General features: G+C 44.8%; 1 protein-coding gene. It reads left to right on the top strand.

What is annotated here, in order from left to right:
• The coding region (locus tag OCV99_RS14140) for a beta-L-arabinofuranosidase domain-containing protein (protein WP_262575761.1) at window positions 1–4360 on the top strand (4360 nt) is incomplete at both ends.

Here is a 4360-nt window from a genome sequence, read left to right as displayed (position 1 = left end):
GAATTTCTCTAACCATGAGATGTACTGCGCGGGTCATTTCTTTGAGGCGGTTGATGCATATACCCGTTACAGAGAAGGAATCGGCGATCCGGATTATAGCCTCTATGTAGCTGGTAAGAGATTTGCGGATGAGATTGTATCACTCTTTGGACCAGACGGAACCCGTCATGAAGTACCGGGACATGAGGAAGTGGAACTCGGACTGGTTAAGATGGCGAAGCTGATTGAAGAGCATGAAGGTGAAGGTACCGGTGATAAGTATGTAGAGATGGCGCAGATTTTCATCGACAGACGTGGAGAGAGTTCATCTCTTCGAGACAGTGGATATTCCGGTGGTACATATTCACAGGACAGGACAGCATTTGCAAACGAGACAAGCGCAGTTGGACATTCCGTACGTGCGATGTATTACTACACAGGAGCTACGGATGTAGCAGCGCTTCTTCCAGATGACAATGAAACCAAGCAGACTTATATGAATACCCTTAGTACCATCTGGGATGCGGTAGAAAACCGCAAGACTTATATCACAGGCGGTATCGGTACGACAGCGCCAAGCTCAGACTCTGAAGGTTTCGGTGATGATTATGTTCTTCCGAACGATCAGTCCTACTGTGAGATCTGTGCGGCAATCGGTTCTGCGAACTGGAACCAGAGAATGAACCTTCTGTATGAAGATGCGAAATATGCAGATGTGGTAGAAAGAAACCTTTACAACTCTATCCTGGTTGGAACGAACCTGGATGGTAACCGATTCTATTATTCCACACTTCTGGAAGTTGAAAGCGGAAATGCAAGAAGCGAATGGTTTAGTTGTGCATGCTGCCCACCGAACCTGATGAGAACGATTGCAAAATTAAGCGAATATATGTATACCGTACATGGGGATAAACTGTATGTGAACCAGTATATCGGAAGCGACGGCTCTGTCAATGTGGATGGCACAGAGGTTGCAATCACACAGGAAACAAACTATCCATGGGAAGGCTCTGTAAAGATGACGGTAGAACCGGCAGCGGATAAGGCATTTGCAATGAAGATCCGTATCCCGGGATGGATTGATGAGCAGGAGAACAAAACCGTTACGATTAAGGTAAACGGTACGGAAGTAACAGGCGAAAAAGAAAATGGTTATGTGACGGTCGACCGTACCTGGACGAAGGGTGATGTTGTGACAATTGAGATGCCGATGGAAGTACGTAAGACAGAGGCAGACCCGAATGTAACAACAAATGAAGGACGAATCGCATTAGAGCGCGGACCAATCGTATATTGTATGGAAAAAGCAGGCAATGCACAGCTGAATGAAGACATTGAGGAGTTCAGCCCTCTGAACTTTGTAATTCCGAGAGCATCTGAGCTGAAAGCTGAGTACCAGGAAGACCTTTTGAATGGTGTTGTAGAGATTACCGGCGATGTGATGTACGATGATGGAAGTGCAAATGGAAAACTTGCGAAACTCCAGGCAGTCCCATACTATGCATGGAATAACCGTGGAGATAATGGTGTACAGGGGCAGAACCGTTCCAGCCAGATGTTGATCTGGACGGAAGCGACGGATGAAGAAATCTCAGATCTGATGATTACCGGCGGCATGCCGATTACTCCGGGTGAATCAACGACCTTAACAGCGGAACTTACTTCCGGAGAAGCACAGTCTTATCAGTGGGAAATCGTATCCGGTGACAGTCTTTGGATTGTAAAAGACGAGGATGCTGCTACAGTAACAATTAAGGGCCTTGCGGTTGGAAAAACTATCCTTAAGGTTACGGTAACAACGGCGGATGGCAAGACGCTGACGAAAGAGACAGAATTTGAAGTAGAAGAGAAGAAAGATCCAAGTGAGAATAATGTGGCTCCGAAGGCAAGTCCGGTCGCATCGTTTGTGAATCCATATTTGGATCGTAATACAGCACCACAGAAGGTAATTGACGGTGAGCTGGCAGATGGACCTTCCATGACATGGAATACTTATGCAATGAGCGGCGATACCGCTACGATTACGCTGACATGGGATAAGGAATATGATCTTTACGGAATGCGCGTAATGTGGTGGTCTGACAACGGCGGCGTGAAATTCCCGCAATCCTGTAAAGCAGAGTACTATGATGCTGAGGCGGATTCCTGGGTTGAGCTTACCGATATGACAGATGAAACCGGTGCGGCAATTACATCTGTAGGCGTAAAATTCGGTACAGAGACAACAGCAGCCAGCAGTGAAAGAAACTACACGAATGGAAACAACCGTTATTGGAATGTTGCAACATTTACAGAGCCGATTAAGACATCAAGACTTCGTCTGACTCCTACCAGAAATGGTTCGGGTTCTACCGGATTTGGTATTGGTGAGTGGGAAGTATTTGGCGAAGTATCTAAGACAGTTGGAGAAGACAATCGGACATTGGTTGCATCTTATGATATGACTGCAGAAGATGGCAAGCTGGTAGATACGACAGGTAATAGAAATGATGCTGCATATGTTGGATTTACAGATGCAGATTTCCAGACAGAAGGTGAAGATGCTGTTTTAGTATTCGGCGGAGATAAAGGAAAGTATGTAACTCTTCCGGCAGGTCTGATTAAGACAGAGTCTTTCGCTATTGAAGCAACATTCAAGACATCTACAGTAGAAAACAGTTGGATCTGGTGCCTTGGAACCAAAGAAAATTCCTGGCCGAATGTAACAAATTATGTATTTGTCAGCCCAAGATTTGAAGGAGACATTTTACGTGCCGGTATTAAAGATGAATCGGCTGAGAAATTATTTGAAAATGCTGGAAGTATCGGAGAAGATTACGTAACTGTACGTATGGAGTTCGATAACGGTAGTATGAGACTTCTGGTAGATGGTGTGGAAGTTAGCACCATGGAAACACCATATCGTATCCAGGATATTCTGGCGGCAGGAACAGAAGGAGATATTTGCGGCTATATCGGCAAGTCTCTTTATACAGCGGATAACGCATTTACCGGAACGCTGACACAGTTCGATGTATATGTAGAAAAGGAACCTGCTACTCTGGAGTCCATTACCGTTACACCTCCGACAAAGACGGAATATACGGTGGGAGAAGACCTTGATCTTGCAGAAATGAAAGTGACCGCTAACTATAGTGATGATACAACAGAGGATGTTGCAATAGAGGATTGCGAAGTAAGCGGCTATGACAAGACTAAGGTCGGCGAGCAGACCATTACCGTTAAATATGAAGAGAAAACAGATACGTTTATAGTAACAGTTGCTGCAGACAAGACAGCGCTTAAGGCAGCGATTGATGGAGCTATCGATGTTTCGGAAGCAGACAAGTATGAATCTATTAGCTGGGCAGCATATCAGACAGCTCTTGACGCAGCAAAATTAGTTTATAATAACCCGGATGCAACACAGGCAGATGTAGATGCGGCTCTGACTGCTCTTACGGAAGCAACCAACAACTTAGTTTTGAAACCAGTTGAGACCAGAAAGTTAGTTGCTTCTTATGATATGACTGTAGCAGACGGTAAACTGGTAGATAAGTCAGGTAATAGTAATGATGCAAAATATGTAGGATTTACAGAGGCAGACTTCCAGACAGAAGGCGAGGGAGACAATGCAGATGCTGTATTAGTATTTGACGGAAGCACAAAATACGTTGAACTTCCTGCAGGCCTGATTGAGACAGAATCTTTTGCTATTGAGGCAACATTCAAGACTTCTACAGTAGCAAATAGCTGGCTGTGGTGTCTGGGAACGGTTGATAATACAAATTATGTATTTGTCAGCCCAAGATTTTCAGGCGATGTTATTCGTGCAGGAATTAAGACTACAGCAGGTAACGAGAGATTATTTGACAATGCAGGAACGCTTACAGATGAGTATGCAACTGTCCGCATGGAATATGACAATGGCGAGATGAAGCTCTTGGTAAATGGAGAAGAGAAATCTACGTTTACAACTGCCCATTCTGTTCAGGATATTCTGAAAAATGGTACGGCAGATGGCATTTGCGGTTATATTGGAAAATCTCTTTATGCTGCAGATCCGTATTTCACTGGAACATTGACAGAGTTTAAGGTATACGCAGAAGAAGCAGAACCTGCAACTCTGGAATCCATTACCGTAACAGCTCCGACAAAGACGGAATATACGGTGGGAGAAGACCTTGATCTTGCAGGAATGAAAGTGACCGCTAACTATAGTGATGATACAACAGAGGATGTTGCAATAGAGGATTGCGAGGTAAGCGGCTATGACAAGACTAAGGCCGGCGAACAGACAGTAACGGTAACGTACGAAGGAAAGACAGCCACCTTCAAGGTAACTGTGAAGGAAGCAGCGAAACCGGAGATTCCGGAAGTTCTGGCAGACTTTAACTTCGAT

Origin of the sequence: Dorea acetigenes (assembly GCF_025567385.1) — a bacterium.
Lineage (GTDB): Bacteria > Bacillota > Clostridia > Lachnospirales > Lachnospiraceae > Claveliimonas > Claveliimonas acetigenes.
The sequence above is the reverse complement of the archived record's forward strand: the minus strand, read 5'-3'. Positions and strand labels throughout refer to the sequence as shown.